Below are 24286 nucleotides of genomic sequence, written 5' to 3'. Positions count from 1 at the left end.
GCTAGCGTGGCGGGAACGGTCGCACAGGGGCGCGGGTTTCTTAAGGAAGCTCCACCGGCGATCGCCCGCCCGCCTCTCGAGAGGTCCGTACACACGATGATGCGTCTGGTCATGGGTTTGAGCGGCGACGTCGACCGGATGACGGTCGAGCGGGCGATCGCGGAATTCCGGCAAGGTCGTCCGGTCCTCATCGAGGAGGACGGGACCGCCGCGCTCGCGATCGGCGTCGAGGATCTCGACGCGCAGACCTGCGCGCGCATCGACGTCGTCGCTCGCGGCCGCGCCCGCCTCGTCCTCACCGAGAAGCGGCTCGGCCGCCTCGGCAAGGAGCGGGCGGAGCCGGGCGCCATCGCGTTGCCGGTGGTCGACGCGCAGCGCATCGAGGTGCTCGCGCGCCGCATCGACGCGCGTCTCGACGCCCCGGCCCATCCGATCGCCGCGCTCGACGCGGAGGGGCTCGAACTCGCGCGGCTGTCCTTCGTGACCCCCGCCGTCGTGATGATCCCCCTAGAGGCGGGCATCGAGCGCGACGGGACCCTGATGCGCGTGTCGGCCGGCGCCGTGCGCGGCTATCGACGGGCGCAGGCGCGGGACATGCGCATCGCGAGCCGCGCGCCGGTGCCGCTCGAGGGCGCGACCGAGACCGAGTTCGTCGTCTTCCGCGGCGGCGAGGGCATGCGCGATCAGGTGGCGGTGATCGTCGGCAAGCCGGACCCGTCGGTGCCCGTGCTCGTGCGGCTGCACTCGGCCTGCCTGACGGGCGACCTGTTCGGGTCGCTCAAATGCGATTGCGGCGATCAGCTGCGCGGCACCGTCAAGGCGATGTCCGCGAGCGAGGGCGGCATCCTGCTCTATCTCGACCAGGAGGGCCGCGGCAACGGCATCGCCAACAAGATCCGCGCCTACAAGCTGCAGGCGGAGGGCTTCGACACCTACGAGGCGGACGAGGCGCTCGGCTTCGGGCTCGACCAGCGGCGCTTCGATTTCGCGGCGGCGATGCTGATTGCGCTCGGGGTTCGCGCGGTGCGGGTGATGACGAACAATCCCGAGAAGATCGCCGCGCTCGAGGCCGCCGGGCTCGAGGTCGTCGCCGACCTGCGCTCGACCGGCCGCCGCCACCCCGAGAACGTCCGCTACCTCGCCGCCAAGCGCGACAAGGCCGGCCACCTCATCGAACTCGACGCCGCCGCCCTGCCGGGCAAGGATTGAGGGCGAGCGGGAGCGCGCCGACGCGCTTGCGCTCGGAGGCCCGGCGCCGCCGCTCTCCTTCCCCTCGGGGGCCTGTGAATCTTTCGAAGGTTGTCATCCCGGGCCGCGAAGCGGACCCGGGACCCATAACCTCGACGACAAGTCCGAGCGCGCATGCCGCGCTCGTTCCGCAACATCTGGGCAGGTTCCGTCAGAGAAACGCAGCCTACAGGCTGCGACTGACACGTCGTGGATATGGGTCCCGGATCGCCTTCGGCGTCCGGGATGACACCGCAACGAAAGATTTCCAAACCCTGAGAGGAAGGAGAGGGAGCGTCGAGACCATCGCGACGCTCCGATCCGCCGAGCGCAGCGCGAGACGGTCGGCAACTCTCGCAGCACCCGAAATGCAAAGAGCCGCCCGATGGGGCGGCTCTTTTCGTGTCCGATGACCGGCGCGCGTCAGCGCGGGGCCAGGATCATGATCATCTGCCGGCCCTCGAGCTGCGGCTCGAGCTCGACCTTGGCGATTTCCTGCGTCTCTTCCTTGACGCGCTCGAGCAGCTTGAGCCCGAGATCCTGGTGCGCCATCTCGCGACCGCGGAAGCGCAGGGTGATCTTCACCTTGTCGCCTTCCTCGAAGAAGCGCCGGACGTTCTTCATCTTCGTCTCGTAATCGTGCTTGTCGATCGCGGGGCGAAGCTTGATCTCCTTGACCTCGACGGTCTTCTGCTTCTTGCGGGCCTCGGACGCCTTCTTCTGCTGGTCGAAACGGAACTTGCCGTAATCGAGCAGCTTGCAGACGGGCGGCTCGGAGTTCGGTGCGATCTCCACGAGATCGAGGCCGACCTCCTCCGCGATGCGCAGAGCATCGAAGAAGGCTACGACACCGCGGTTCTGGCCGTCCTGATCGATCAGCTGAACCTCGCGGACGCCGCGAATGTCCCGGTTGGCGCGCGGTCCCTCCTTCTGCGGAACCGGCATGGCTCTCATCGGTCTGCGAATGGCTTTCGTCTCCTCGTTATGCGGGTGCGCCGGTGAGCCGCGCCGCAGGGATTGCGACCGGCCGATGAGCCAACGACTGCCCGAAGCCTGGGTTTCGCCTCATGTTCGCGCAAAAGCGCCCAAAGTCAAGGCATGGAGCGCATTTCGACGGCCTCAGCGACCGCGGCCGGCGATCAGCGCGGCATAGACGTCGAGCGTGTCCGCGACCATTCGATCGAGGGAGAAGTTGCGCTCCACGTGCAGGCGCGCCCTCAATGCCATCGCCTCGCGCGCGCTCGCCCGCATGGTGAGCGCCTCGGCGACGGCGTCCGCGAGGGGCTCGACCGCGCCCGCCGGCACCCGCCAGCCGGTCCGCTCCGCCGCCTCCACCTCGGGCGGGGCGAGGACGGTCTCGGGCACGGCGCCGAGATCGGAGACGATCACCGGCGTGCCCATCGCCTGCGCCTCCACCGCCGAGCGGCCGAAGGCCTCGGGCTCGGTCGAGGGCACGACGACGACGGACGCGCCGAGGAAGGCCGCCGGCATGTCCTCGCAATGGCCGACGCGACGCACGATGCCCTCAAGCCCGCGGGCGGCGACGAGGGCGTCGAGCTCGCGCAGATAGCTCTCGCGCCCCTGCGGATCGCCGGCGAGCACGAAGGCGACGTCGGCCATCCCCCAGCCCTTGAGCAGGGACGCCGCCTCGATCAGCACCTTCTGCCCCTTCCAGCCGGTCAGCCGCGCGGCGAGGAGCACGATCCGCTCGTGCGGCGCCACGCCCCAGCTCGCCCGCAGCGCCTCGATCCGCTCGGGCGCGACCGCCGACGGGGCGAAGGCGGCGAAATCGGTGCCGCGATAGATCACCCGCAGCCGCTCCTGCGCCTGGGGGTAGAGCCCGGCGATCAGCCCGGCCGTGTAATGCGAATTCGCGATCACCACGTCGCCGCGCGCCATCACGCCGTTGTAGCGGTGCTTGATGCCAGAGCGGCTCGAATAGGAGCCGTGATAGGTCGTCACGAAGGGCAGCGACAGCGCCCGCGCCGCTCCCAGCGCCGACCAGGCGGGCGCGCGCGAGCGGGCGTGGATGAGCGCGGCGCCCTCCTCGAGCGCGAGCTTGGCGAGGCGCCGGACGTTGCGCAGCATGCCGAAGGGGTTCTTGGTCGCGGCCGGGAACGGCACCCAGATGCCGCCCTTCGCCTGCAATTCGCCCACGAGCCGCCCGCCCTCGCTCGCCACGAGCGCGCGCGCGCCCACCGCCGCGAGACCCGCCGCGACGTCGACCGCGGTACGCTCGGCGCCCCCCGCCTCGAGCTCGGGGATGATCTGCAGGATCGTCTTTCCCGCGAGCGGATGATTGATATGCTCCATGCGCGATTCGATCGTCGGAACTCCTGCCGAGGCACGTCCCGGCACCGTCTGGTGGCACGAAGCCGCGGAGGGGGCGAGTGCCGCTCCGGCTTACCCGAAACTCTGTCCACAGCGTTGAGGTTTGGTTAAATCATGGCGGAGATTCTAAAAGTCGGGGACGGCCCGGCCGAGCGCAGGCTCGCGGTCGAGACCCGTGCGGGCGCCGGCGCCCCGATCGTCTGGCTCGGCGGCTTCCGCAGCGACATGCGCGGCTCCAAGGCCGAGCGGCTCGACGCCTTCGCCGCGCGGGCGGGCCACGCCTATGTGCGCTTCGACTATGCCGGACACGGCGAATCGGGCGGCCAATTCGCGGATTGCACCCTCTCCACCTGGCTCGAAGACGCGCAGGCGGTGATCGCCGCCCACGTCCACGCCCGCCCGCTCCTCGTCGGATCGTCCATGGGCGGCTGGATCGCGCTCCTCCTCGCCCGCGCGCTCGCAGGCACGGCGCGCGCACCCGCCGGCATCGTCCTGATCGCGCCCGCCGCCGATTTTACCCAACGCCTGATGTGGGAGGCGTTTCCCGACGTCGTCCGTGCCGACATCCTGGAGCGCGGCGTCCACCACCTGCCCTCGGCCTATGGCGATCCCTATCCCATCACCCGCGCGCTGATCGAGGACGGACGGCGCCATCTCCTCCTCGACGGGGCGATCGAGACCGGCTGTCCGGTCCACATCCTGCAGGGCATGCGCGACCCCGACGTGCCCTGGCGCCACGCCCTCCTGACCCTCGAGCGGATCGCGACCGACAACGTCGCGCTCACCCTCGTCAAGGACGGCGACCACCGCCTCTCCCGCGAGGAAGACCTCGCCCTCCTCGAGCGGACGGTGGCGGCGATGCTGGAGGCGATTTCGGGGGCGTGACGGATGGGAGGGGGCGCAGCCACCCTTCCACCTCAGCGTTGTCATCCCGGGCCGCGAAGCGGACCCGGGACCCATACCCACGACGTGTCAGTCGCAGCCTATAGGCTGCGTGTCGCCGACGATCGCTTCTCCGACGGTGCGGAGCGAGCGCGGCATGCGCGCTCGGGCAAGCGTCGAGGTTATGGGTCCCGGGTCCGCTTCGCGGCCCGGGATGACACCTGGTGGTAATCTCTCACGTCTCACGCCACCTGCGCCCTGCCCTGCTCCTGTGCGCCGGCGGTCGCGAGCGGCTCGGGGCGGCCGAAGAAGTCGCCCTGGAGATAGTCGACGCCCCAGGAGGCGAGCATCGCGGCGGAGGCCTCGTCCTCCACCCATTCGGCCACGGTCGCGATGCCGAGATGGTGGGCGAGGTCGACGAGGGTGCGCACGAAGAAGCGATCGTCCGGCGAGCGGGCGAGGTTCTGCACGAAGACGCCGTCGATCTTGAGAATATCGATGGGGAAGGCGCGCAGGAGCCGGAACGAGGTGTGGCCGGCACCGAAATCGTCGAGCGCGATCGCGACGCCGAGCGCCTTCATCGCGTCGAGGCGCCGCCGAGCCGCTTCGGGATCGTCGATCGCCACGGTCTCCGTGACCTCGACGACGAGCCGCTCCGCCACGCCCGGATGGGCGGCGAGCGTGGCCGAGATCGTCGCGAGCCAATCGCCGGAGGCGAGCATGCGCGGCGAGACGTTGATCGCCAGCCGCTCGGCGGGATGGGCGGCGAGATGGGCGACCGCGATCTCGAGCATGCGCGCGTCGAGGAGCGGCACGAGGCCCGCGCGCTCGATGCGCGGCACGATGTCGGTCGCGCCGATCAGGCGCCCGTCCGCCCCGCGGATGCGCGCGAGCGCCTCGCCGTAGGCGGGCTTGCGGTCGGCGGCGGAGACGATCGGCTGGCGCACGGCGACGAGGCGGCGCTCGTTGAGCGCGGCGACGATGTCGAACTCGCGGCGGCTCGGATCGCTCTCGCCGGAGCGGTCGAGGCCTGGGCGGTAGACGACGTAGGCGCTGCCGGCCCGACGGCTCGCGGCGAGCGCCTCCTCGGCCCGGCGCAGGAGGGCGGGCGCATCGGTGGCGTGGAGGGGCGCGCTCGCCGCCCCGAAGGCGACATCGAGCCGGATCGTGCCGCGCTGCGTCTCGAAGGGCGTGTCCGCGATCGCGCCGCGCAGCCGCTCGACGGCGATCTGCGCCTGATCGGGCGCGCAGGAGAGGAGCGCCACCGCCATGCGGTTCGAGGCGTAGAGCGCGTAGCGATCGCGCCGACGCATCACGGTGGCGATCCGGCGCTGCGCCTCCGCCAGCGCCGCCTCGGCCGTCTCGGCGCCGTGCTCCGCGTCGATGCTCTCGAGATCGTCGAGCGCGGCGACGATCAGCGTCATCGGCCGCTTGGCGCGCCCGGCTTCGATCACGTCCGCGCGCAGGCTCTCGAGGAAGCTCGCCCGCGGCGTCGGCGCGGCCCGGCTCGCCTGCGCCCGCACGATCCGCATGACGCCGTGGGCGAAGGCGGGGCGGCCCTCCGCGTCGGCGTACCAGCGGCCCGTGTCCTCGACGAGGACGGGCTCGTCGCTGCCCGGCAGGCGAAGCGCATAGCGCGCCGAATAGGCGATGCCGGAGGCGGCCGCTTCCTCGCCGGTCGCGTCGAGCGCCGCGTCGAGCACCGCGTCGTGGCGCGTGCGCCCGCCCGCATCCTCGCAGGCGAGGCCGAAGGCGGCGCCGGTGGCGAAGGGCGCCATGTCCGGAAGCCCGAGCACCTCGCCCGCATTGGCGCTCCAGTCGAGATCGTCGGTCGCGATGTCCCAATCGTAGACGATCTCGCCGATCGAGGTCAGGACCCGGCGGGGATCGAGCGGCGCGCGATCCGCTCGCGGCCCCCCCGTGCGCACGCGCTCGTGTGCGTCCTCGGACAAGTGACATCCCTCGGCTGGCGGACGCTTCCCGCGATCCCCCGGCCGGGACCGTGCACGCCCATGACGGCTCCATCGACGATGGCGCGTGAGGGTTAACGAAAGGTGAAGATCGGCCCGAGACTTGCTAGCATCGCGCAGGATCATCGCCTGGAGATTCGGCGCGTGCAAAGCGAGACACCGACGACCCGGAACGAAACGCCGCACGAGCCCTCGCGGGCGCTCGTCCCGATCTCGCCCGCGCCGACGCGATCCGCAGCGACGGGCCGCGCGAGCGCGCCGTTCCTCGCGCAATTGATCGCGGCTCGCGCGCGCCTGTCCGACCAGCGCGCGCGCCGGATCGCCGCCCCCGGCGACGCGAGCGCCCGCTACGGCGCCCCCGCCCCCGCCCCGCGCCAGCGGCTTTTGTGCGCGGTGTGAGTTCCGGGGAGATTTCCAGCCGCTTCGGCGCTCGTCACAAGCGACGCTCTTCTCCTTCCCCTCAGGGGAAGGTGGCTCCGACCCCGAACAGGGGTCGGAGACGGATGGGGTCTTTCGACCCGAAGGGTCGAAGGGGCGTTGGGCTTCTGCGTACGTAAGGCGCTCTAGGACGACGCCCCTTCGCGCCTGCGGCGCGAATGACCCCATCCGACCCGTCGGCTTCGCCGCCGGGCCACCTTCCGCTGAGGGGAAGGAGGGTGGCGCGTCGTGATCCGCTTGCCGCGATCGCGGTCCTTCGGTCGTCTCGCCGCTCCGCGCAGGGATGACCCGGCGAACCTCGCTCGAGACCGCGCGCAATCGCAAGAAGATCTGAATCCGACGCGCTAGCTCTGCGCCGGGCCCATTTCGTCGGCGGCGATGGCGCCGCGGTTGCCCATGGGCTCGGGGTCGCCGCTCGTCGTGTCGTAGGCCGTCTGCCGCTCCATCTCCGCGTTGAGCTCGGCCCCGAGGAGCACGATCGTCACCGACAGCCAGATCCAGATCATGAAGCCGATCGCGGCCCCGAGCGCGCCGTAGGTGGCGTTGTAGGTGCCGAAATTGGCGACGTACCAGCTGTAGAGCATCGAGAACACGACCCAGCCGATCGCGCCGATCACCGCTCCCCAGATCACCCAACCCCATTGCGGAGGCTCGCGGCTCGGCGCGTGCCGATAGAGGACCGCGAGCAGTCCCGCGATCAGGACGAGCGCGATCGGCCAGCGCAGCCAGTTGAACACGGTCTCGACCGTCTGCCCGAGCGGCAGGAGCGCGAAGATCGCGGGCGCCAGCGCCACCGATGCGACCAGCGCGCCGATGATGATCAGAGCCGCGATCGTGAAGGTCATGCTGACGACGTTGAGCCAGACGAAGGAGCGCTTCTCGCGTTCGCCATAGACGATGTTGAGGGCGTCGAAGATCGCCTTCATGCCCGAATTCGCGCTCCACAGCGCGATCGCGACCGAGATCGCGAGCCCGATGCCGAGCGCGCCGCCGGTCTGGCCTGCGATCCGCTGGACCTCGTCGGTCAGAATCTCGACGCCCCCTCCGGGCAACACGCCTTCCAGCGTGCCGACCTGCTCGGCCACCTGCGCGGGGGAGAAGATCAGGCCGTAGAGCGAGACGAAGGCGGCGATGGCGGGGAAGAGCGCGAGGATGACGTAGAAGGTCACGCCCGCCGCGACGAGCAGCAGCCGATCCTCGGTGAACTGATTGAGGACACGCTTGCCGATGTCCCACCAGCCGAGCTTGGGGATCTCGCGCGGGCGCTCGGCGAGCCTGCCGCGGGCTGGATCGCGATCGACCTGCGAGGGATCGAGCGATTTCGGCTCGGCGTCGTCGGAGCCCTCGTCGCGCCCCTCCTCCGCGCGCCCGCCCTCGTCGCGCCGCTGCGGCGCGCGCCCGCGCGGATCGGGACGGCGGACGCGGCCGGGGTCGCGCGGGCGTTCGCGCTCGCTCGAGGGCGTGCGGCGGGTGAGCGCCGCGGCCGCGATCAGGGCGGCGACCGCCAAGGCCGCGTAGGAGGGGCCGGGGCGGGAGTCCGCGGCCGCATCGCTCGTCTGGGAGATAGGCTCGGGCATGGTCTCTCGTCCGGAACTCGTGCTCTTGCGTCGCATGGCCGAACGAAGCGGCACGGACGAAGTTCCCAATCCGTGTCCGTGCGGGGTTGCGCCGCGGGCTCGCGGAGGGTCCCATGGGGGCCGCCGCCCGCCCGCTCGTCGCCGCACCATCGAACCGGAGACCGCATGAAGCCGATCGTCACCGCAACGCTGAACCCGTCGATCGACGGCGCGGCCGAGACGGATCGCGTCCGCCACACCCACAAGATCCGCACCACGAACGAGCGCTACGATCCGGGCGGGGGCGGCATCAACGTGGCGCGCGTCGTGCGCGAGCTCGGCGGCGAATCGGTCGCCGTCTATGCCGCGGGCGGGGTCACGGGCGGCGTGCTCGACGCCCTCGTCGGCCAGCGCGGAATCGCCTTCGAGCGGGTGCCGATCGCGCAGGACACGCGCATCAGCCACGTCGTGTTCGAGCGCGAGAGCGGCAAGGAATACCGCTTCGTGCCGGAAGGACCGCGCCTCACCGTGCAGGAATGCGAGGCCTTTCTCGACAGGATATCGGCTCACGACGCGGATTACGTCGTCGCCTCCGGCAGCCTGCCGCGCGGGGCGCCCGACGACTTCTACCCGCGCCTCGTCGCCCGTGCCCGCGAGCGCGGCATCGCGATCGTGCTCGACACCTCCGGCGCGGCTTTGCGGGCGGCGATCGCCCATGGCGGGCTGCGTCTCGTCAAGCCGAGCTCCGGCGAGTTCGAGGCGCTCGTCGGCCGACCGCTCGACGGGATCGACGCCATCGCCCGCGAGGCGGCGGCGCTCGTCGCGGCGGGCAAGGCGGAGATCGTCGCGGTCACGATGGGCCACGAGGGCGCGCTCCTCGCCACGCGCGAGGGCGTCGTGCGCCGCGAGACGCCGGAGGTCGAGGTGCGCTCGGCGGTCGGGGCGGGCGACAGCTTCGTGGCGGGCATGACCTTCGCGCTCGCCAACGGCAAATCCCCCCGCGAGGCCTTCGTCACCGGCATGGCCGCCGGCACCGCGGCCGTGCTCACGCCGGGCACCGATCTGTGCGCCCGCCCCGACGTCGAGCGCCTCGAGGCGCAGATCGCCGCCATGCCAGAGGAGAGCCTCGCATGAAGATCGTCGTCTTCAGCGCCAAGCCCTACGACCGCCGATTTCTCGAGAAGGCCGCCGCGGGGAGCGCGCATCGCCTCGTCTTCGTGGAGGCGGGGCTGAACGCCGACACGGCGGTGCTCGCGGACGCGGCGGCCTGCGTGTGCGTCTTCGTCAACGACGTGGTCGACCGCGCGACCCTCGAGAAGCTCGCCGAAATGGGCGTGCGGCTCGTCGCTTTGCGCTGCGCGGGCTTCAACAACGTCGATCTCCAGGCGGCGCGCGATCTCGGGATCGCGGTCGCGCGCGTCCCGGCCTATTCGCCGCACGCGGTGGCCGAGCACACGATCGCGCTGATCCTCGCGCTCAACCGCAACATCCACCGCGCCTTCAACCGCGTGCGCGAGGGCAATTTCGCGCTCGACGGGCTGATCGGCTTCGATCTCCACGGCAAGACGGCGGGCATCGTCGGCACGGGCCAGATCGGCGCCATCGCGGGGCGGCTCCTCGCCGCCTTCGGTTGCACGGTGATCGCCCACGATGTCCACGAGAACCCCGATTGCCGCGCAGCCGGCATCGCCTACGTCTCGCGCGACGAGCTGTTCGCGCGCGCCGACATCGTCTCCCTGCACTGCCCGCTCACCCCGCAGACGCACCACATGATCGACGCCGCGGCGATCGCCAAGATGAAGCACGGCGTGATGATCGTGAACACGAGCCGCGGCGCGGTGATCGACACCCGCGCAGTGCTCGACGGGTTGAAATCGGGCGCGGTGGGCCATCTCGCGCTCGACGTCTACGAGGAGGAGAGCGACCTGTTCTTCGAGGATCTGTCGAACAAGATCATCGACGACGACGTCTTCGCGCGGCTCCTCACCTTCCCCAACGTGCTGATCACCGGCCACCAGGCCTTCCTGACGAACGAGGCCCTGACCAACATCGCCGACACCACCATCGCCAATATCGACGCCTTCGAGAAGACCGGCGAGCCGCGGCACCCGGTCTCGGTGGAGCGGCTGGCGGATTGAGGCGGGGGGCGTCCCTCCCCGGAGGGGAGGGTGGCCTCGGAGCGCAGCGAACGAGGTCGGGTGGGGCCCGGGTGGAGATTTCGCGGCAAGCGTCGGGCCCCACCCGGCCGTTCTCGCTGCCGCTCGAACGTCCACCCTCCCCTACGGGGCAACGGAGTGCCCGCATCGGCGAATTTGCAAGCGTTCGACGCGAACAAGACGCTCCCTCTCCTTCCCCTCAGGGGAAGGTGGCTCCGGACCCGAACAGGGTCCGGAGACGGATGGGGTCTTTCGCTCCGAAGGAGCGAAGGGGCGTCGGGCGCCGCCTTACGTACGGAGCTTTACGACAACGCCCCTTCGCCGCTGTCGCGGCGAAAAACCCCATCCGACCCGTCGCCTTCGGCGCCGGGCCACCTTCCCCTGAGGGGAAGGAGAGCGGCGGCGCTTCTTCGTCTCGTTCCTATCCGCACAACACGATGTGGGAGTCTCGAAGCTTCTCCGGGGAGGGATCGGCCTACGCGGTCACGCCGACGGGGCAGCCGATTCCCGTGCCGCCGAGGCCGCAATAGCCGCCGGGGTTCTTCGAGAGGTATTGCTGGTGGTAGTCCTCGGCGAAGTAGAACGGCCCCGCCTCGCGGATCTCGGTGGTGATGTCCGGATAGCCGCGGGCGCTGAGCGCCTCCTGATAGGCGGCGCGGGCGCGCTCGGCGGCGTCGCGCTGCGCGCCGTCGTGGACGTAGATCCCCGAGCGGTATTGCGTGCCGACATCGTTGCCCTGGCGCATGCCCTGGGTCGGGTCGTGGCTCTCGAAGAAGGTCTTGAGGAGCGTCTCGTACGAGATCTCGTTCGGGTCGTACACGACGAGCACGAGCTCGTTGTGCCCGGTCATGCCGGAACAGACCTCCTCGTAGGTCGGGTTCGGCGTGTGGCCGGCGCCGTAGCCGACGGCGGTCACGATGACCCCGGGCAGCTTCCAGAAGCAGCGCTCGGCGCCCCAGAAGCAGCCGAGCCCGAAGGTCGCGAGCCGCGCGCCCTCCGGATAGGGCCCCTTCAGCGGGCGCCCGGAGACGTGGTGGCGCTCCGCCGTCGGGATCGGCGCCGCGCGGCCGGGCAGCGCCTCGGCGGGCGTCGGGATGGTGGATTTCTTGCGCAGGAAGAACATCGGGCGGGCTCCTTCGCTCACGCCCCTGATCTGGGGCGCGCGAGCCCATCGTGCCAGTGGCCGGCGCGCCTCACTTGTCGGTGAGGTACCCCACCTCCTCGCGCGGGCGCTGGCCGGCCCAGATCAGGAGCGCGCCGATGACGAAGGAGACGATCGAGGCCGGCCACAGGAGGATGGTCAGGAGGACGGGATCCCACAGGACCGGCGAGACGTAGCGCGTCACCGCGGGCTCGAGCATCGGAAAGCTCTGCGGGAACAGCGTGAACAGCACCTGTCCGAGCGGCGTGAAGGCGATCTCGTGATTGGCGATCGATCGCGTCCCATCGACGACGATGCCGACGAAGCCGGCCGCGACGAGCAGGAGGCCGAGGACGCGCACGAAAAAACGGATCATGGGGCAACACACTCGCGAACCGATACGGGACGATGACTAAATGTGATCTACCCGCCTCGGAGCAAGCCTAAAAATCGCCTCGATTTGCAAGTGTTGCCCGCAAGTCGCTATTCCGCCGCCTCCGAGCGCTCGCCGCGCTCTTCGCCCCTGTCGAATTGCAGGCGCGCGAGGCGGGCGTAGAGGCCGCCGCGGGCAACGAGGCTGTCGTGCGTCCCCTCCTCGACGATCGCCCCGTCCTCGAGCACGAGGATGCGGTCGGCCGAGCGCACCGTCGCGAGCCGGTGGGCGATGACGAGCGTCGTGCGCCCCTCCATCAGCCGGTCGAGCGCGGTCTGGACGTCGCGCTCGCTCTCGGCGTCCAGCGCCGAGGTCGCCTCGTCGAGGAGCAGGATCGGCGCGTCCTTGAGGATGGCGCGCGCGATCGCGATGCGCTGGCGCTGGCCGCCGGACAGCGTGACGCCGCGCTCGCCGACGAGCGTCGCGAAGCCGTTCGGCAGGGCCTCCACGAAGGCCTCCGCCGAGGCGAGGCGGGCGGCGCGGCGCACCTCCTCGTCGCTCGCGTCGGGGCGACCGTAGCGGATGTTGTCGGCGACGCTCGCGCCGAAGATCGTCGGCTCCTGCGGCACGAGCGCGAGACGCGCCCGCAGCGCCCGCGGATCGACCTCGTCCACCGGCAGGCCGTCGACGAGAACGCGCCCGCCTTGGGGATCGTAGAAGCGCAGGATGAGCTGCAGGACGGTGCTCTTGCCCGAGCCGGACGGGCCGACGAGCGCCACGCGCTCCCCCGGCCGCACCGAAAAGCTCACGCCTGCGAGCGCCGCATGGGCCTCGCGCGTCGGATAGGCGAAGCGCACGTCCTCGAAGCCGATCGAGCCGACGGGCGGCTCCGGCAGGGGCCGCGGCTCGGCGGGCGGCGCGACCGCGGGATAGGCCGCGAGGATCTCGCCGAGCCGCTCGGCCGAGCCAGCGGCCTGGGCGAGCTCGCCGTAGACCTCCGAGAGCTGGCCCATGGCGGAGGCGGCGAAGACCGCGTAGAGCACGAACTGGCCGAGCGTGCCGCCGCTGATCTCGCCTGCGAGCACCGCCTGCGCGCCGTACCAGAGCACGCCCACCACGCTCGCCGAGACGAGGAAGATCGCCGTGCCGGTCAGGATCGCGCGGGCGAAGGTCGAGACCCGCGCCGCTTCGAACGCGTCCTCGGCCGCCGCCGCGAATCGCTCGGCGGTCGCGCGCTCCATGCCGAAGGCCTGCATCGTGCGCACCGCCCCGACCGCTTCCGCGGCGTAGGCGGAGGCGTCGGCGAGCTTGTCCTGCGCGACGCGCGCACGCCGACGCACCTTGCGCCCCGACAAGACGATCGGCACGACGATGAGCGGCAGCGCCACGAGGACGAGGGTGGACAGGCGCGGGCTCGTCCAGACCATCAGGCCGATCGCGCCGACGAGCAGCACCGCGTTGCGCAGCGCGATCGAGATCGAGGCGCCGAAGGCGGCCTTGACCTGCGTCGTGTCCGCGGTGAGGCGCGAGACGAGCTCGCCCGCCTTGGCCGCGTCGAAGAAGGCGGGGTCGAGCGTCGTCAGGCGGCGGAAGACGGCGGCGCGCACGTCGGCCACCACCCGCTCGCCGAGCGTGATGACGAAATAGTAGCGCAGCGCGCTGCCGAGCGCGAGGAGCGCCACGACGACGAGCAGCATGCCGAAATAGGCGCTGATCAGATCCCCGTCGCCGTCGGTGAAGCCGTGGTCGATCACCCGCCGCACCGCGATCGGCACCGCCAGCGTCGCCATCGAGGCGAGGAGCAGAGCCGACAGCGCGGCGGCGATGCGGGCCTTGTAGGCCAGCGCGAACCGCACGAGCGGCTTGAGCGCGGCGAGGTTCGCACGCGGGCGGGCGCTCGGCTCGCCGGGGATCGTCGGGTCCTCGTTCTTTCGTCCACGCATGCTCTCGACCTTCCGACCGATCGTCCGGCACGTCCTCCGCACGAGGGCGTATCGGCTCGCTTGAACTCGCACACCGCCTGGGGTATAGCCCCGCGATCCCGTTCACAGGCTCGACATAACGTCGCGGGCCGCCGCCGTCACGCGCCGACCGCGCGCTCGGCCCACAGGAGACCAAGGTTATGGCCAAGAAGGCGACTGCCCATCCGGAATATCACTTCATCACCGTTCAAATGACGGACGGGACGACCTACAAGACCCGCTCCACCTGGGGCAAGGAGGGGGACACCCTCAACCTCGACATCGACCCGTCGACGCATCCGGCCTGGACCGGCGGCTCGCAGCAGCTGATGGACCGCGGCGGGCGCGTGTCGCGCTTCAATTCGCGCTTCGGCGGCCTCTCCTTCGGCCGCAAGTGATCGATCGGGCCGTCGGGAGCCGCCGCGCGCGGCTCCGACGCCCGTCGCGAGACCCGCATCGCACCACCCCGGAGCCCCGCGCGCCCCGGGGTTTTTCACGTTCGGGGTTCGGGCTCAGCGGGGCCACGCCTGTCCGGAGCGACGCCGCCGCTTTCCTTCCCCTGAGAGCTATGAAAAATCCTTTGGAGGCTGTCATCCCGGACGCCGAAGGCGATCCGGGACCCATACCCGCGACGCCTCGGTCGCAGCCTGTAGGCTGCGTTTCTACGACGGTCGGCTCTTCCTCGGTAGCGAAACGAGCGCGGCATGCGCGCTCGAACTTGTCGTCGAGGTTATGGGTCCCGGGTCCGCTTCGCGGCCCGGGATGACAGCCCTCGTAAGATTCGGACCCCTCCACGACCCCCTCGCGCTCCCCTCCCCCGCTAACCGCGCCTTAACCCTTCCCGTTCACCTTTCGGAAAGCACGACGCGGGCCGGCCGCGTCGCCTCCTCCGGACGGTGCTCGCCTTGCGTTTCGCCACCGCTCTTCTCCTCGCGACGGCGCTCGCCGCGCTCCCGCTCGGGGGGGCGCGGGCGCAGGACGCGGGCGCGATCGGCGTCGAGGACGGGCTCTTCGGGACACTAGACCCACCCTTGCGTGCGGCGCGCGATCCGCGCGTCGTCGTGCCGGTGCGCGGGCAGGTCCAGGCGCCGGTGCTCGCGCCCGTCCGCGTCCCCGTGACGCGGCTCGCCCCCCCGCCGCCCGCGCCCGAGCCGGTCCGCCGCGCGCGACCCGAAGAGGCCGATCCGTTCGCGCCGCTCGGCCTGCGCCTCGGCGTCCTGACGCTGCGCCCCTCGCTCACCCAATCGGTCGGCATCGATTCGAACCCGGAGCGCCTCACCGCCGGCGGGCGCGCGACCGCATTCTCCCGCACCGAAGGCGCGCTGGCCCTCGAGACGGACTGGTCCCGCCACGCGCTGGCGATCGAGGCGCGCGGCCGCGCCGACCTGTTCCGCGGCGCGACCGATCCGCGCGCCTCCGGCGAAGCGGGCGCGCGCCTGCGCCTCGACATCCGCGAATGGCTCGACCTCACCCTCGACGCGCGCGCCGCGACCGCCCGCGAGCGGGCCGGCACGCCGGAGCTGCCGGGCGACGTCGCCCGCGGCCCCCAGGTCACCAGCGTCGAGGGCGCCGCCACGCTCGCCGCGCGCGGCGCCCATGCGAGCCTCTCGCTGCGCGGCGCGCTGACGCGCACGATCAACGGCGACGCCCGCCGCGCCGACGGCACGCGCCTGTCGCGTCGCGAGGCCGATTACCTCGAGCCCGCGCTCGCTCTGCGCGCGGGCTATCTCGTCGGCCCCGGCTTCGAACCCTTCGTCGAGGCGCAGATCGACGAGCGCCGCTACGTCGAGCGCTCCGCCGCCGAGACCCGCGAGTCGCGCGGGCTCACCGGCCGCGTCGGCGCGCGGATCGCCGCGAGCGCGCTCCTCAGCGGCGAGGCGTCGGTCGGCTGGCAGCGGCGAAGCTTCCTCGCGCCCGGCCGCGCGGACGTCGACGGGCCCGTCGCGCAGGCGGCGCTGATCTGGTCGCCGACGCCGCTCACCCGCGTGAGCCTCTCGGGCGAGAGCGCCATCGCCGAGACGCGGGTCGCGGGGGCGACGAGCGCGCAGGCCCTCTCGGCGAGCCTCGGCATCTCCCACGAGCTCACTCGCGCCCTCGTCCTCGACGCCACGATCGGCCTCGCCCGCACCGATTACCGGGGCGCTGCGCTGACCGAGGACCTCCTGACCGCGAGTGCCGGGCTCGAATGGCGCCTCTCGCGCACCCTCGCCGTGACCGCGCGCTATTCCCACGAGCGGCTGCGCTCGAGCGCGCCGGGGGCGGGCTACGGCGCCGACATCGGCCTCGTCGGCCTGCGCCTCGCGCGCTGAGCGGGCCTCCGCCCCCCCCGCAGGATCGCGGCGTGCGCACGGCATCGCTCGCGCATGCGTGCGACGACGACGACACGCTCTTTTTCCAGCCCCTGCGAGTCCGTGACTCTTTCCGAGGTTGTCATCCCGGGCCGCGAAGCGGACCCGGGACCCATACCCGCGACGACAAGTGCGAGCGCGCACGCCGCGCTCGCTGCACTACCGTGCAACATCGATCGTCGGAGAAACGCAGCCTACAGGCTGCGACTGGCACGTCGTGGTTATGGGTCCCGGATCGCCTTCGGCGTCCGGGATGACAACACAACGATAGGCACACACAACAGGGATGGCGCTCGCCGCGGGCGTACGGCGTCATGTGCGGCCGGCACAGCCTCTCGCACAAGCGTCGCAGTCACCCCATCTGAAGCGATCAGAGCCATGCGAGAGGCCCGAGATGAGCTTCCATCCCTGCCCCGATCCGACCCCCGGCGACGCCGCGAGCGTGGACGCCATCGATCTCGTGATCGTGCCGCGCGCCGTCGATCTCGGAGAGATGGAGGTGCGGCGCGCGCTGCCCTCGACCAAGCGCCAGATGGTCGGCCCGTTCATCTTCTTCGATCAGATGGGCCCTGCCGAGTTCCTCACCGACCAGGGCATCGACGTGCGCCCCCATCCCCACGTCAATCTCGCGACCGTGACCTACCTGTTCGACGGCGAGATCCTGCATCGCGATTCGCTCGGCACCGAGCAGGCGATCCGCCCCGGCGCCGTCAATTGGATGAAGGCCGGGCGCGGCATCGTGCATTCCGAGCGCACGAGCGCGGAGCGCCGCGCCGCCGGCCAGCGCCTGTTCGGCATCCAGACCTGGATGGCGCTGCCGGTGGAGGCGGAGGAGAGCGACCCCGCTTTCGTCCATCACGGCGAGGCGGCGCTGCCGCGGGTCGAAGCGGAGGGGATTTCAGCGCGGGTGATCGCGGGGGAGGCGCTCGGCGCGCGCTCGCCGCTCGTCGCGCCCTCGCCGACCCTCTATGTCGACGTCGCGCTCGAGGCCGGCGCGCGGCTGCCGGTCGCGCCCGATCACGAGGAGCGCGCGCTCGACACGCTGTCGGGCGAGATCGTCGTCGCCGGGCGCCGCTTCCCGCCCCACCAGCTCCTCGTCCTGCGGCCGGGCGACCCGATCGTCGTCGAGGCGGCGACGGATGCGCGGCTGATGCTGTTCGGCGGCGCGCCGATGGAGGGGCCGCGCTACATCTGGTGGAACTTCGTCTCCTCGCGCCGCGAGCGGATCGAGGAAGCGCGCGAGGAATGGCGGCGCGGGCGCTTCGCCACCGTGCCCGGCGACGAGGCGGACTTCATCCCCCTGCCGGAGGGCCCCGGCGGCCCCCGTCGCGCGCTCGGCGGGCGCGTCTTCCCCGACCCGGCGGCGGAGGGCTGATCGGCCGTTCGCCCGCCGTCTCCCCTTGCCAGCGCCGGGGCGCTTGCTAGAACGGGCGTCCCGCAACGCCGCGCCGAGGGGGCGCTCGTCAGGTCATGGCCGTCATCGATTTCGCAGGCTTCGTCGACGATCTCGCCACCGCCTCCGGCAAGGCGATCCTGCCCTTCTTCCGCACGAGCCTCGCCACCCTCGACAAGGGCGTCGGCGGCACGTTCGACCCCGTGACGGAGGCCGATCGCGCGGGCGAGGCGGCGATGCGCCACATGATCAAGCGCACCTTCCCCGAGCACGGCATCGTCGGCGAGGAATTCGGCACCGAGCGCGCCGAGGCCGAATACGTCTGGGTGCTCGATCCGATCGACGGCACCCGCGCCTTCATCGCCGGGCTGCCGAGCTGGGGCACGCTGATCGGGCTCACCCGCAAGGGCGCGCCCTGCTACGGCATGATGCACCAGCCGTTCACCGGCGAGCGCTTCTTCGGCGATCGCGGCCAGGCGAGCTATCGCGGCCCCGGCGGCCCGCGGCGCCTGCGCACCCGCCGCTGCGCGAGCCTCGCGGAGGCGACGCTCTCGGCCACGAGCCCCTATCTCTTCTCGGTCGAGGAGCGCCCGGCCTTCGCCCGCGTCGAGGCGGCGGCGCGCAACACCCGCTTCGGCTTCGACTGCTACGCCTATTGCATGGTCGCGGCGGGCCATATCGACCTCGTGGTCGAGGCCGGGCTCAAGCCCTACGACATCGTCGCGCTGATCCCGATCGTCGAGGGGGCCGGCGGCATCGTCACCGCCTGGGACGGCGGCGACGCCTCGGCCGGCGGCACCGTCATCGCGGCGGGCGACAAGCGCGTCCACGAGGAGGCGCTGCGGCTCCTGGCGGGGTGAGCGCCGACCGGGCGCTCACGCCGGCAGGGCGGTGATCGTCACCGTGTCGCCGTCGATCGCGAAGGTCACCGCCATGCCGGCGGCACGGGCGATGAGGCCGGTGTAATAGGCCTGGATCGCGTGGGCGTCGACGGTGCCGTCCTCGGTCTCGCCGGCGATGAGCTTGGGCGCGTGCGAGGGGATGCGGGCGTTGATGCCCTTGGCCTCCAGCCGGAAGGTGGAGGCCGCCTCGTCGCCCTCGACCTTCACCGCGACGACGCCGCCGCGGGGGATCGCCTGCATGGCGATTACGATGAGGTTGAGGAGGAGCTTCACCCGGTTCTTCGGCAGCAGCATGCGCCGCGCGTCCCAGGTGAGCTGCGTCTTGTCGTCGCCGAAGAAGCCCTTGGCCACGCTCTCCGCATCGCCGAGATCGATCGCCGCGCCCGCCGAGCCGGCGGCGCCGAAGGCGAGCCGGGCGAACTGGAGGCGGGCGGAGGCCTGGCGCGCGCTCTTGCGGATGAGGTCGAGCGCGAATTCCTTCATCGATTCGTCGCCGTCCTCCTCCATCACCTCGAGGCCGTTCACGATCGCGCCGACGGGGCTGATCACGTCGTGGCAGACGCGCGAGCAGAGCAGCGCGGCAAGGTCGAGGGCATCGAGGGAGACGGTGGCCATGGGCCCCTCCGGAAAGCGAAGCGATTCGGCCGGGCGGCGTGCCCGCGCCTCTCAGTAGCTTTCCCGGACGAGCTTGCAAAGCACCGTTTCGCGCAAAGCCGCGACGGCGCCGCCTCAGCGCAGCGCCGCGGGCTGGACGAGCTCGCCGCGCGCGGCGCGCCAGGCCGCTTCCGCCGCGGTCACGAGGCGCGGATCGGCGAGCACGCGCGCGCGGCTCGTCTCGTCGCGGAAGAGGTAGAGCCGCCCCTCGATCACGGCGAAGGATTGCGGGCGCGCGGTCACCAGCCGGGCGCGCTCGGCGAGCGCCACGGGGTCGTGCCCGCCGAGCCGCGGCAGGAAGCGCTCGGGCGCGGCCTCGAAGGCGGCGAGATTCGCCGCGCTGGCGAAACGCCAGGCGAGCCCGCCGTGCAGCGTCTCGTGCCGCGCCGAGCCCGCGGCGGGACCGCCGGGGAGGAAGAAGCTGACCGGATCGAGCCCGTCGAGGGCGAAACCGGTCCGGTGCTGGAACGGCAGCCGTTCGGTCACCCCGATCGCCGGCGGCAGCACGATCCCGGCGAGGGGCGCAGCGCGCGCGGCATGGCCCAAGACGTTGCCCGAGACATTGCCAAAGACATGGCTCGCGAGGAGCCAACCCAACAGGGCGAGGCCCAGCGTTAACGCTCTGTTACCCATCATCGACGATTCTCGGGAGGACATCCGAAGGCGTGGCACACGGCGGCGCGCTTTCGCCACCTTGGCAGACGAGCATGAACGACGTCTCGACCGAATCGATCGCATTCGAGCGAGTGCCGCATGCGCGAGGAGCACGCTAGAGCCATGGACAAAGGCCTTCCCCCCGCCCTACCCTCCCTCCTGCGTGGTCTCGCGGCCCGCGCGGTCCGGGCGCGCTCCGCGATCGTGCGCGCGGCCCTCGCGATCGGCCTCCTCGGCGCACTCGCCGCCGCGCCCCCCGCGCCCGCCCTGGCGCAGGGCCAATCGATGGGCGAGGCCTCGACCTACAGCCCCGAGGAACTCGTCGATGCCGGGCACCGCTTCTTCGGCACGCTCTCGCGCGGGGTGGCGCTGACGATCGAGCAGGCCTTCGCGCAATACGGCCAGCCGAACGGCTACATCCTCGGCCAGGAGGCGTCCGGCGCCTTCTTCGGCGGGCTGCGCTTCGGCGAGGGCACGCTCTACACCCGCAATGCCGGCCAGCACACGATCTTCTGGCAAGGCCCGACGCTCGGCTTCGACGTCGGCGGCGACGGCGCGCGCACGATGATGCTCGTCTACAATCTCGATTCGACCTCGAGCCTGTTCCGACGCTTCGTCGGGGTGGACGGCTCGGCCTATATCGTCGCAGGCTTCGGGATGACGGCCCTGATGGCGGACCAGATGCTCGTCGTGCCGATCCGAGCCGGCGTCGGCGCGCGGCTCGGGATCAACCTCGGATATCTGAAATTCACCGACAGGCCGACCTGGAACCCGTTCTGATCGCGCGCCGCGCGCGTGGCGCGGGGGACACGTCCGAGAAAACGCGCAGGTCTCTTGCCACCGCTGGCATCCTTCGTGCGTTTGCCGTATCGCTTTCGGGTCGGGAGTGGAAAGGCGAGGCGTGATCGAAGCCGCAATGTACATCGCGCTGGGCGCGCTCGCAGCGGCGTTCCTCGCGCTCCTCATGGTTCCGGCCGTGGGCGCGCGGGCGGAGCGGCTGGCGCGTCGGCGCATGGAGGCGCTGCTCCCGCGCTCGCTCTCCGAGCTCAATGCCGAGCGCGACCACCTGCGCGCGGAACTCGCTCTGCGCGAGCGCCGGCTGGAGCAGCGCGTCGACGCCGTCCTCGCCGAGCGGCAGGGGGACCGCGCGGAACTCGGCCGCCGCGCCGTGCGCATCGACGAGCTCGAGCGCACCCTCGCCGCGCGCGAGGCGCGGATCGCGACGCTCGAGGCCGATCTCGAGGCGACCCGGTCGAGCCTCTCGGGCACGCAGGCCGACCTCCTCGACACCCGCGGCGACCTCGCCGACACCCGCGAGACCCTCGCCGCCCTGCGCGCGGCCCATGCCGACCTCACGGAGCGTCACGACGCCGCCCTGCAGGACATCGACGCCAAGCGCATCGCGATCTCCGATCTCGAGACGCGGCTCGCCACGCAGACCACGCGTGCCGACGAGCTCGAGCGCCATCTCGCGCGCATCCGCGAGGCCCTCGCCGAGGAGCGGGCGCTCGTCGCCGACACCCGAAAGGCGCTCGCCGACGAGCAGGCGCGCGGGGAGGTGCTCGATCGCCGCTTCGCGGAAGCCGAGGCCCGCGCCGAGCGGCGCTCCGCCGAGGCCGACGCGGCTCAGGCGCGCCTGCGCGAGGTCGAGGTGGCGCGTGACGCCGAGAGCCGCCGCGCCATCGAGGCCGAGACCGCGCTCGAGGCGGCGCAGGCCGAAGCGGCCCGGCTCTCGGCGCGGGTGGAGGCGCTCGCCGCCCGCGACGCGAGCCGCGAGGCGACCCACGAGAGCGCGCTCCTCGCGCTCAACGAGCGCATCGAGATGCTCAAGGCGGACAAGTCCGCCCTCGAAGGTGCGCTCGGCGCCGCCCGCGAAGGACGCGCGCGCATCGAGCGGGAGATCGCCGATCTGCGCGGCCGCACGACGAGCTCGCGTGGGACGAACGAGCCCGCGCGCCGCGACGGTCCGCGCGCCGTCGACACGGGCAAGGGGAACGACAAGGGACCGGGCCGCGCCGCCCGCCCGGTCCGCAGCGGCCCGGCGCAACAGCGCGCGCCGAGCATCGAGGCCGCGAACGGAGCCGCGGCCGCGCAGGAGGCGCCCGCCGCGAAGGTCGAGGCCGCGGAGCCGGCAGCCGTTCTCCCCCGCGCCCGCGACGCGGAAGGCGAGGTCGCGCGCCGCCGCTGAGTGCGCCATCGCCGGTGCATGCGCCGAACGGCGCGCTTGAGCGCGGGCCGCAAAGGCGTCACTCTGCGAAAAAGTGGGGGTGAATCGCATGCTGACGAGGAACGATCTCGCGCGCGACGCCGTGGCGCTCGACGTCACGGGCATCGAGGGGCACGCGCATCGCGTGCGGGTGACGCGCGGCGCCGGCGGGAGCTTGCGGGTCGATTGCACCTGCGCCTTCTTCCAGCGCGAGCGCTGGTGCCGGCACGTGGTCGACGTGCTGTGCATGCGCCTGCGCGCGCTCGGCGTGCCCGACGAGGAGGCGGCCTTCGCGGTCGAGGAGGCGGTGATGGGCACCGCCGCCGAGGACCAGGCCCACGCCCTCGACCGCGCGCTGATCGCCTACGAGCGCGCGCTCGCGGCCTTCGAGGAGGGCCGCTCGACGAGCCTCTCCGCCGATGTCGTCGAGACGATGGGCACGCTCGCGCGCGACGTCGCCGACGCGGCGGCCGCGTTCGGCGACGCGGCGATCCGCTTCAAGCGCACGATCGGCGAGGCCGCCTGAGGCGGGCTCACCCGGCCGGGTGGCGCTGCGTCTCGCCCTTGGCGAGAATCGCTTCGAGCGTCTCGATGCGGTCGGCTTCCGCCGTAGGCTTGTCCCAGCGGATGCGCGACACGCGCGGGAAGCGCATCGCGAGCCCAGATTTGTGACGCGTCGAGCGCTGCAGGCCCTCGAAGGCGATCTCGAGCACGAGGCCCGTCTCCATCGTGTGCACGACCTCGCGCACGGGCCCGAACCGGGCTCTGGTGTGGTTTCTCACGAAGCGGTCGAGCTCGGCGAGCTCGGCATCGGTGAAGCCGAAATAGGCCTTGCCGACGGGCACCAGCTCCTCCCCGCCCGCCCCCGCGCGCCAGACGCCGAAGGTGTAGTCCGAATAGAAGGACGAGCGTTTGCCGTGGCCGCGCTGCGCGTACATCAGCACCGCGTCGACCGTAAACGGCTCGCGCTTCCACTTGAACCAGAGGCCCTTCGGCCGCCCCGGCACGTAGGCGCTGTCGACGCGCTTGACCATCACCCCCTCGACCGCCTCCGCATCCGCGCCCGCCCCGTGCGCGGCGGGATCGCCGCGGGCGCCGGCGAGCGCCTCCCAATCGGCGAAAGGCACCTGCGGGGAGAGATCGAGACAGGGCAGCTCGTGGCGCACGACGAAGGCTTCGAGCCGCGCGCGGCGCTCGGCGAAGGGCAGAGCGCGCAGATCCTCGCCGCCCTCCGCGAGGAGATCGTAGGCGCGCAGATGGGCGGGATATTTGCGCATCAGCGCGTTCGAGACGCTCTTGCGGTTGAGGCGCTGCTGGAGGACGTTGAAGCTCTGCACGCGCCCGTCGATCAGGACGAGGAGTTCCCCGTCGATCGCCGCCTCCAGCCCGGCGAGCGCGGTCACGAGATCGGGGAAGGCGGTCGAGACGTCCTCGCCCGTGCGCGAATAGAGCCGCACCACGCCGCGCTCCCCGTCGCTCCCGCCCACCGCCTGCACCCTGATGCCGTCCCATTTCCACTCGGCCGCGAATTCGGCGGCGTCGAGCTTCTCGAAATCCTCGAGCTCGAGCGGATGGGCGAGCATCGGCGGGCGAAAGGGGGCGGGGTCGCGCGAGACGGGTTTTTCGCCGCGCCCTTCGACCCAGGCGAACAGGTCGGAGTAAGGCGGCACGAGCCCGTGCCAGACCTCCTCCACGTCGTCGGGCGCGACGTCGCCCAATTCCGCGAGCGCCGTCTTGGCGAGCCGCGCCGAGACGCCGATGCGCAGGGACCCCGTGATGAGTTTCAGGAGCGCCCAGCGCCCGGTCTCGTCGAGCGCGTCGAGGAATTCGGCGAGGCGGGCGGGGAGATCGGATTTCGAGACGGTGGCGAGCGTGTGGACGACATGCTCGAGGGTGATGTCTCCCTCTCCCATCCCTACCCCTAGGGGAGGGTGGCCTCCGAGCGAAGCGACGGAGGTCGGGTGGGGCCCGACGCTTGCAGGATCATCTCCACCCGGGCCCCACCCGGCCTTTCTCGGCTCACGCCTCGAAAGTCCACCCTCCCCTACGGGGAGGGATGGGCGCGCGAATCCCTCCCCGTAGGGGAGGGTGGCC

Annotated in this window: 22 protein-coding genes; 12 read left to right on the top strand and 10 right to left on the bottom strand. The window is 71.8% G+C overall.

From position 1 onward, the window contains the following. Window positions 1–96 precede the first annotated feature (96 nt). Window positions 97–1209, top strand: coding sequence for a GTP cyclohydrolase II RibA (gene ribA, locus ACK4UM_RS16710; protein WP_409801230.1), 1113 nt, complete (start codon window positions 97–99; stop codon window positions 1207–1209). Window positions 1210–1650: 441 nt separating this feature from the next. Here ribA and infC read toward each other — a convergent pair whose 3' ends face one another. Together infC and ACK4UM_RS16700 are read right to left on the bottom strand one after the other, a co-directional pair. After that, on the bottom strand, window positions 1651–2172 hold the full coding sequence (infC, locus tag ACK4UM_RS16705) for a translation initiation factor IF-3 (protein ID WP_409801229.1): 522 nt from the start codon (window positions 2170–2172) through the stop codon (window positions 1651–1653). Between the two features lie 174 nt (window positions 2173–2346). Continuing rightward, complete coding sequence (locus tag ACK4UM_RS16700) at window positions 2347–3540, bottom strand: glycosyltransferase family 4 protein (RefSeq protein WP_409801227.1); 1194 nt, start codon at window positions 3538–3540, stop codon at window positions 2347–2349. Window positions 3541–3672: 132 nt separating this feature from the next. Here ACK4UM_RS16700 and ACK4UM_RS16695 point away from each other — a divergent pair, with 132 nt between their 5' ends. After that, window positions 3673–4443 carry an alpha/beta hydrolase gene (locus ACK4UM_RS16695; RefSeq protein WP_409801225.1) on the top strand — a complete coding sequence of 257 codons (771 nt, stop codon included), beginning with the start codon at window positions 3673–3675 and terminating at the stop codon, window positions 4441–4443. Window positions 4444–4682: 239 nt separating this feature from the next. Here ACK4UM_RS16695 and ACK4UM_RS16690 read toward each other — a convergent pair whose 3' ends face one another. Continuing rightward, window positions 4683–6392: an EAL domain-containing protein gene (locus ACK4UM_RS16690; RefSeq protein ID WP_409801223.1), complete on the bottom strand. Its 1710-nt coding sequence runs from the start codon at window positions 6390–6392 to the stop codon at window positions 4683–4685. A 162-nt stretch (window positions 6393–6554) separates the two neighbouring features. Here ACK4UM_RS16690 and ACK4UM_RS16685 point away from each other — a divergent pair, with 162 nt between their 5' ends. Further along, window positions 6555–6809 (top strand): hypothetical protein, encoded by a 255-nt coding sequence (locus ACK4UM_RS16685; protein ID WP_409801220.1) that lies wholly within the window; start codon window positions 6555–6557, stop codon window positions 6807–6809. 383 nt (window positions 6810–7192) lie between these two features. On the opposite strand, the gene ACK4UM_RS16680 is transcribed toward ACK4UM_RS16685, so the two are convergent. Continuing rightward, the gene (locus ACK4UM_RS16680) at window positions 7193–8425 is read right to left on the bottom strand and encodes a YhjD/YihY/BrkB family envelope integrity protein (protein WP_409801218.1); all 1233 of its coding nucleotides are present in this window, start codon (window positions 8423–8425) and stop codon (window positions 7193–7195) included. A 165-nt stretch (window positions 8426–8590) separates the two neighbouring features. Between ACK4UM_RS16680 and ACK4UM_RS16675 the strand changes: the two genes are divergently transcribed. Both ACK4UM_RS16675 and ACK4UM_RS16670 read left to right on the top strand, forming a co-directional pair. Beyond that, window positions 8591–9538: a 1-phosphofructokinase family hexose kinase gene (locus ACK4UM_RS16675; RefSeq protein WP_409801217.1), complete on the top strand. Its 948-nt coding sequence runs from the start codon at window positions 8591–8593 to the stop codon at window positions 9536–9538. After that, window positions 9535–10542 carry a 2-hydroxyacid dehydrogenase gene (locus ACK4UM_RS16670; RefSeq protein ID WP_409801215.1) on the top strand — a complete coding sequence of 336 codons (1008 nt, stop codon included), beginning with the start codon at window positions 9535–9537 and terminating at the stop codon, window positions 10540–10542. The genes ACK4UM_RS16675 and ACK4UM_RS16670 overlap by 4 nt, the downstream gene beginning before the upstream one ends. Window positions 10543–11035: 493 nt before the next feature. On the opposite strand, the gene msrA is transcribed toward ACK4UM_RS16670, so the two are convergent. The 3 genes from msrA to ACK4UM_RS16655 all read right to left on the bottom strand — a co-directional run bounded on the left by msrA (window position 11036) and on the right by ACK4UM_RS16655 (window position 14017). Next, window positions 11036–11683 carry a peptide-methionine (S)-S-oxide reductase MsrA gene (gene msrA, locus ACK4UM_RS16665; RefSeq protein WP_409801285.1) on the bottom strand — a complete coding sequence of 216 codons (648 nt, stop codon included), beginning with the start codon at window positions 11681–11683 and terminating at the stop codon, window positions 11036–11038. Between the two features lie 70 nt (window positions 11684–11753). After that, complete coding sequence (locus ACK4UM_RS16660) at window positions 11754–12077, bottom strand: hypothetical protein (protein WP_409801213.1); 324 nt, start codon at window positions 12075–12077, stop codon at window positions 11754–11756. 107 nt (window positions 12078–12184) lie between these two features. Then, window positions 12185–14017 (bottom strand): ABC transporter transmembrane domain-containing protein, encoded by a 1833-nt coding sequence (locus tag ACK4UM_RS16655; RefSeq protein ID WP_409801211.1) that lies wholly within the window; start codon window positions 14015–14017, stop codon window positions 12185–12187. Between the two features lie 179 nt (window positions 14018–14196). Here ACK4UM_RS16655 and rpmE point away from each other — a divergent pair, with 179 nt between their 5' ends. The 4 genes from rpmE to hisN all read left to right on the top strand — a co-directional run bounded on the left by rpmE (window position 14197) and on the right by hisN (window position 18636). Beyond that, window positions 14197–14433 (top strand): 50S ribosomal protein L31, encoded by a 237-nt coding sequence (rpmE, locus tag ACK4UM_RS16650; protein WP_409801209.1) that lies wholly within the window; start codon window positions 14197–14199, stop codon window positions 14431–14433. 507 nt (window positions 14434–14940) lie between these two features. Then, complete coding sequence (locus tag ACK4UM_RS16645) at window positions 14941–16344, top strand: outer membrane beta-barrel protein (protein WP_409801207.1); 1404 nt, start codon at window positions 14941–14943, stop codon at window positions 16342–16344. Between the two features lie 433 nt (window positions 16345–16777). Further along, window positions 16778–17758 carry a pirin family protein gene (locus ACK4UM_RS16640; protein ID WP_409801205.1) on the top strand — a complete coding sequence of 327 codons (981 nt, stop codon included), beginning with the start codon at window positions 16778–16780 and terminating at the stop codon, window positions 17756–17758. 95 nt (window positions 17759–17853) lie between these two features. Then, window positions 17854–18636 (top strand): histidinol-phosphatase, encoded by a 783-nt coding sequence (gene hisN, locus ACK4UM_RS16635; protein WP_409801203.1) that lies wholly within the window; start codon window positions 17854–17856, stop codon window positions 18634–18636. A gap of 15 nt (window positions 18637–18651) precedes the next feature. On the opposite strand, the gene chpT is transcribed toward hisN, so the two are convergent. Both chpT and ACK4UM_RS16625 read right to left on the bottom strand, forming a co-directional pair. After that, window positions 18652–19293, bottom strand: coding sequence for a histidine phosphotransferase ChpT (gene chpT / locus ACK4UM_RS16630; protein ID WP_409801201.1), 642 nt, complete (start codon window positions 19291–19293; stop codon window positions 18652–18654). Between the two features lie 114 nt (window positions 19294–19407). After that, window positions 19408–19968: a YHS domain-containing (seleno)protein gene (locus ACK4UM_RS16625; protein ID WP_409801199.1), complete on the bottom strand. Its 561-nt coding sequence runs from the start codon at window positions 19966–19968 to the stop codon at window positions 19408–19410. 141 nt (window positions 19969–20109) lie between these two features. Here ACK4UM_RS16625 and ACK4UM_RS16620 point away from each other — a divergent pair, with 141 nt between their 5' ends. The 3 genes from ACK4UM_RS16620 to ACK4UM_RS16610 all read left to right on the top strand — a co-directional run bounded on the left by ACK4UM_RS16620 (window position 20110) and on the right by ACK4UM_RS16610 (window position 22718). Continuing rightward, the gene (locus ACK4UM_RS16620) at window positions 20110–20766 is read left to right on the top strand and encodes a DUF1134 domain-containing protein (RefSeq protein ID WP_409801197.1); all 657 of its coding nucleotides are present in this window, start codon (window positions 20110–20112) and stop codon (window positions 20764–20766) included. Window positions 20767–20887: 121 nt separating this feature from the next. Then, window positions 20888–22174, top strand: coding sequence for a hypothetical protein (locus tag ACK4UM_RS16615; protein WP_409801196.1), 1287 nt, complete (start codon window positions 20888–20890; stop codon window positions 22172–22174). Between the two features lie 88 nt (window positions 22175–22262). Continuing rightward, the gene (locus ACK4UM_RS16610; protein ID WP_409801194.1) at window positions 22263–22718 is read left to right on the top strand and encodes an SWIM zinc finger family protein; all 456 of its coding nucleotides are present in this window, start codon (window positions 22263–22265) and stop codon (window positions 22716–22718) included. Between the two features lie 7 nt (window positions 22719–22725). On the opposite strand, the gene ACK4UM_RS16605 is transcribed toward ACK4UM_RS16610, so the two are convergent. Next, the coding region (locus ACK4UM_RS16605) for a cisplatin damage response ATP-dependent DNA ligase (protein ID WP_409801192.1) at window positions 22726–24286 on the bottom strand (1561 nt) is incomplete at its 5' end.

Source organism: Salinarimonas sp. (genome assembly GCF_046292825.1).
GTDB lineage: Bacteria > Pseudomonadota > Alphaproteobacteria > Rhizobiales > Beijerinckiaceae > Salinarimonas.
Note: the sequence above shows the minus strand (reverse complement) of the source record. Positions and strands in the feature narration are given on the sequence as shown.

Bases quoted from the DNA above. Each gene is read 5' to 3' on its own strand.
- ribA (WP_409801230.1), top strand. From the start codon at position 97: ATGATGCGTCTGGTCATGGGTTTGAGCGGCGACGTCGACCGGATGACG.
- ACK4UM_RS16675 (WP_409801217.1), top strand. From the start codon at position 8,591: ATGAAGCCGATCGTCACCGCAACGCTGAACCCGTCGATCGACGGCGCG.
- rpmE (WP_409801209.1), top strand. From the start codon at position 14,197: ATGGCCAAGAAGGCGACTGCCCATCCGGAATATCACTTCATCACCGTT.
- ACK4UM_RS16700 (WP_409801227.1), bottom strand. From the start codon at position 3,540: ATGGAGCATATCAATCATCCGCTCGCGGGAAAGACGATCCTGCAGATC.
- ACK4UM_RS16610 (WP_409801194.1), top strand. From the start codon at position 22,263: ATGCTGACGAGGAACGATCTCGCGCGCGACGCCGTGGCGCTCGACGTC.
- chpT (WP_409801201.1), bottom strand. From the start codon at position 19,293: ATGGCCACCGTCTCCCTCGATGCCCTCGACCTTGCCGCGCTGCTCTGC.
- ACK4UM_RS16670 (WP_409801215.1), top strand. From the start codon at position 9,535: ATGAAGATCGTCGTCTTCAGCGCCAAGCCCTACGACCGCCGATTTCTC.
- hisN (WP_409801203.1), top strand. From the start codon at position 17,854: ATGGCCGTCATCGATTTCGCAGGCTTCGTCGACGATCTCGCCACCGCC.
- ACK4UM_RS16625 (WP_409801199.1), bottom strand. From the start codon at position 19,968: ATGATGGGTAACAGAGCGTTAACGCTGGGCCTCGCCCTGTTGGGTTGG.
- ACK4UM_RS16695 (WP_409801225.1), top strand. From the start codon at position 3,673: ATGGCGGAGATTCTAAAAGTCGGGGACGGCCCGGCCGAGCGCAGGCTC.
- ACK4UM_RS16640 (WP_409801205.1), top strand. From the start codon at position 16,778: ATGAGCTTCCATCCCTGCCCCGATCCGACCCCCGGCGACGCCGCGAGC.
- ACK4UM_RS16655 (WP_409801211.1), bottom strand. From the start codon at position 14,017: ATGCGTGGACGAAAGAACGAGGACCCGACGATCCCCGGCGAGCCGAGC.
- ACK4UM_RS16620 (WP_409801197.1), top strand. From the start codon at position 20,110: ATGGACAAAGGCCTTCCCCCCGCCCTACCCTCCCTCCTGCGTGGTCTC.
- ACK4UM_RS16680 (WP_409801218.1), bottom strand. From the start codon at position 8,425: ATGCCCGAGCCTATCTCCCAGACGAGCGATGCGGCCGCGGACTCCCGC.
- msrA (WP_409801285.1), bottom strand. From the start codon at position 11,683: ATGTTCTTCCTGCGCAAGAAATCCACCATCCCGACGCCCGCCGAGGCG.
- ACK4UM_RS16660 (WP_409801213.1), bottom strand. From the start codon at position 12,077: ATGATCCGTTTTTTCGTGCGCGTCCTCGGCCTCCTGCTCGTCGCGGCC.
- infC (WP_409801229.1), bottom strand. From the start codon at position 2,172: ATGCCGGTTCCGCAGAAGGAGGGACCGCGCGCCAACCGGGACATTCGC.